The 2,862-nt window shown below is 56.9% G+C and carries 3 protein-coding genes; all 3 read right to left on the bottom strand.

Going from position 1 to position 2,862, the window contains the following annotated elements; all coding sequences use genetic code 11:
- Positions 1 to 428 (bottom strand): hypothetical protein (locus ACIREA_RS29980; RefSeq protein WP_397385990.1); only part of this gene is annotated, 428 nt, incomplete at its 3' end.
- The gene (locus ACIREA_RS29975; protein ID WP_397385989.1) at positions 377 to 1,381 is read right to left on the bottom strand and encodes a hypothetical protein; all 1,005 of its coding nucleotides are present in this window, start codon (positions 1,379 to 1,381) and stop codon (positions 377 to 379) included. The genes ACIREA_RS29975 and ACIREA_RS29980, both read right to left, overlap by 52 nt.
- The gene (locus tag ACIREA_RS29970) at positions 1,378 to 2,772 is read right to left on the bottom strand and encodes an FAD-dependent oxidoreductase (protein ID WP_397385988.1); all 1,395 of its coding nucleotides are present in this window, start codon (positions 2,770 to 2,772) and stop codon (positions 1,378 to 1,380) included. Before ACIREA_RS29970 ends, ACIREA_RS29975 begins: the two co-directional genes overlap by 4 nt.
- Between the last annotated feature and the right edge of the window lie 90 nt (positions 2,773 to 2,862).

Genomic DNA, 2,862 nt, shown 5'->3' with positions numbered 1-2,862 from the left:
GACCCCAGACTGATGATGAGCCACAATGTTTTGACTGCATTGAAAGGGAGTTTGGCCATCAGCAGAACTGGCAGCAGCGTGGATGGAAAGTAATCTGCGCCTACGAGCTGGCCCGCGCCAAGCAAGGTCGCGGCGCGCAGATTAAGGTCTTTGAGTGGGTCGAGTTGATAAATATTCTCCCCCATCAGGAGCATGCGCACCTCATTGTGACGCAGCAGGAGATCCTGCGAACCGGACAACGCGTTTCGCACATTTCCATCAAAGCCCCGGGGTTCACTCAGAGCAAAGAATGCTCCCACACCCAAAAAAGCGGCGGCAAACAAAACGGCACCCACTCGAATGATCCGCATCAGCCAGGGTTGGAACAAAGAACTTTTCATGGTGAATTGGCAGAGGTGCGCCTGCGCATCACGCTCAAATAGGCCCATGCCGAAAGCAAAGTCACGTAAACAGAGTCCAGCAGATGTTCAAAATGGTGCGCTGCAGCAAGCTGCCACAGACCTGTCTGCCGCTGCGCCAGGGAGCCGATGTTCACCTCTTTCAGCCGCCAGACAATCCAAAGCGGGATCAGCGTGGCCAGGACAACCCAAGCCACCCCCAGCCAGATCATCCTCCAATTGACCACAGACAGCCTGGAGGAAACAGCAAGGCGCTGATCAAGCAACAACAAGCAGGCCAGAGCCGGACAGAGCGTCAATAACCGGTGAGTTTCGATTTCGCGTGCCTGATGCGCGAGGTAGAGCGGATCTGTCAGCGCTCTGAGCGGCGATCCAAATCCCAGAGTGATCACGACAAAAGCCACCCCCAAGACCGCCAGCCAGCCGAGCGCTCTTCGATTCAAACCACCCGCATTTGTCAGACCTCGGCTCACCAGCAGCATGCCCATGCAAAACAGGAAGCTGTCAACGATGTGCAGGAGATGGTAGCGCCAGTGGGAACCAAAATCGGCCAGTTCATCCCGTGTGCGATACTGGGCGAATTCGGTCCAGGCCTCGTTCCGGTCATATTGCACCCAAGTGATGGTGATCGCGGTTGCTGCCATCAGGAGAGCGGCCAGACCAGCATGGCGGCATGCTTTTCCCGACTGTGCGGAGCTGCCCTGCTCCAGCGGCGAATGCAGCCCCGCCAGCATCCCCAGCGCCATGGCGATCAAGGTGTTCACTGGCAGTTCGCGCACGAAATGCCTGAAATAGAAAATCGTTTGAGTGAGCGTGTAACGACCATTCTCATGCACCACGACTGGAAATACATTCCAAACCCCATGATGCAGTGCCAGCAGTACATACGACCCCAGCAAAACGGCAGCAGGACACCCCAGCAGGATCATCCAAATCCAGCGAACCCGCCGGGTCGTCCGAGTTTCAGGAGCGCTGGCCTTCATGTCTGCTTCTGCGTCTGTACCAATGCAGCCACCACATCATGCCCGGCACGCAGCATGTCATGCGTGTGAGTGTAGCGGAATTCTCCGTTGCGACCCAGAATGGTGAGATTTTCAAACCGGGAAAGCGCATCCATAATCCGTTGCACCCGCCCCCGGATGCCTTCTTCGAGAACCGGGTAGGCGGCGGGAAGGCGCTTCACACAGCCCCCCAGCACCTCATCCTCGTGAAACCAGCCACAGACTTTGAGCTTGTCCGCCACAAGGCGGACCAGTTCGGCGTCATCCTGCCGCCACACCTCATCGGCAGCATTGCACGGAATTTCAACCGCCAGCATAGTCTGACCAGCAGGTGCCATGGCAGCACTGCGGTTCCGAGGTTCATAGACGCGCGTCATGGGAAAATCCGGATCGGAGAAATACACTGATCCCACCTTTGTGACGGAAGGTCTGTTCAAATACAAGGCCACCAGTACGACATTGCGAAATTTGAGTCCTGCGACGTCATCTCGGATTGAGTCTGGCAGCCCAGAAGCAAGCAGACTGGCCATCAGCGGCAGCGGCAGGGTGCTGATGATTTGCTCCACCGGGACGGCTTCTTCGCCGTTGATTTGCAGCGAGAGAATGCGCTGGCCATCATGCTGCATGCCAGTGACGCGCGCGTTGGCCCGCAGGCGCTCCCGCCCGCAGGAGGCGGCCAGTCCATCCGTGATCATGCCGAAGCCATGACGAGGATAATAAAAATGGCCGTCGAGGTGCGCAGATTTGGCGCTCCTGCCACGAAACGCCTCCAGCAGAAATGTGCGCAAATCCAAGCCCTGCAGACGCTTGCCTGAAACGGAAGGACAAAGCTGCGAACAGGGCAACCCCCAAAGTTTGGCAGAGTAACGCAACAAAAAACGATTCGCGATGTCACGGCCATAAGCCCGGATCGCCTGCATCTCAAATGACTGCGATGCGCTGCGTCGCGACATCCTCGCGGAAATAAAAGCGCCCAATGCCCGCACGCTGGCAGGCACGCCCAGCGCACGTACCAGATTCAACGGCGACAGCGGAAAATCGACAAAATTCCCATGGTGATAAATCTGGCTCGGAATGTTGCATTCAAGCAAATCATCTCCGAGCAGAGCTTTAACTTCCTGAGTCATGGCCTTGTCCCGGTCATGCAGCCGGTGCGCCCCTGAATCAAAACGAAATCCGTTTTCAACAAAGGTCGTCGCATTGCCGCCAAAACGGGAAGAAGCCTCCAAGAGTTGAAATTCGAGTCCTGCTTTGCGCGCAAAGTGCCCCACTGCAAGCCCCGCCGGGCCGCCACCAAGGATCATCAGTCCGGAGTGCTGACCGGAAACGCTGTTGGCAATGTGATGTTCAGAGCCAGAGATTGATTCGGCCATTTTTTAGGTATGCCGCCACCCCGCGCAAGTTCAAGAAAAGACTCCTCCGCTGTCGCGAATAGCGGCTAGACCCACATCACCTCCCACAGC

This window comes from Prosthecobacter sp., from assembly GCF_044373815.1.
In the GTDB taxonomy this organism is placed as follows: domain Bacteria; phylum Verrucomicrobiota; class Verrucomicrobiia; order Verrucomicrobiales; family Verrucomicrobiaceae; genus Prosthecobacter.
This window is presented reverse-complemented; position numbering and strand designations above follow the sequence as displayed.